Here is a 254-nt window from a genome sequence, read left to right on the forward strand (position 1 = left end):
GTTCTCCCCGTCCGAGCCCAAACTTGAACTTCTCGTCGTCGATGACGACCTTCCTGTGCTCAAAGCCTGTTGTGAAGTGGCATCGGGCATGGGATTCGCAGTTCATGCTGCCAACACGTCACAGCAGGCGCGTGAAGTTATCACTCTTTACCCGATAGATGTGGTGCTCATGGATTTGCGCATGCCCGGCGGAGGCTTGTCTCTGCTGGAGGAAGTACGTCGCGCGCGTCCCCGCACCGCCGTTGTCATCATGA

The 254-nt window shown here is 57.5% G+C and carries 1 protein-coding gene; it reads left to right on the forward strand.

Annotated elements, in window-relative coordinates; all coding sequences use genetic code 11:
- On the forward strand, nt 1-254 hold a 254-nt coding region (locus JAO32_RS19810; RefSeq protein WP_334243617.1), incomplete at both ends, for a response regulator.

This window comes from Terriglobus sp. ADX1 (genome assembly GCF_036877645.1).
Taxonomy (GTDB): Bacteria; Acidobacteriota; Terriglobia; order Terriglobales; family Acidobacteriaceae; genus Terriglobus.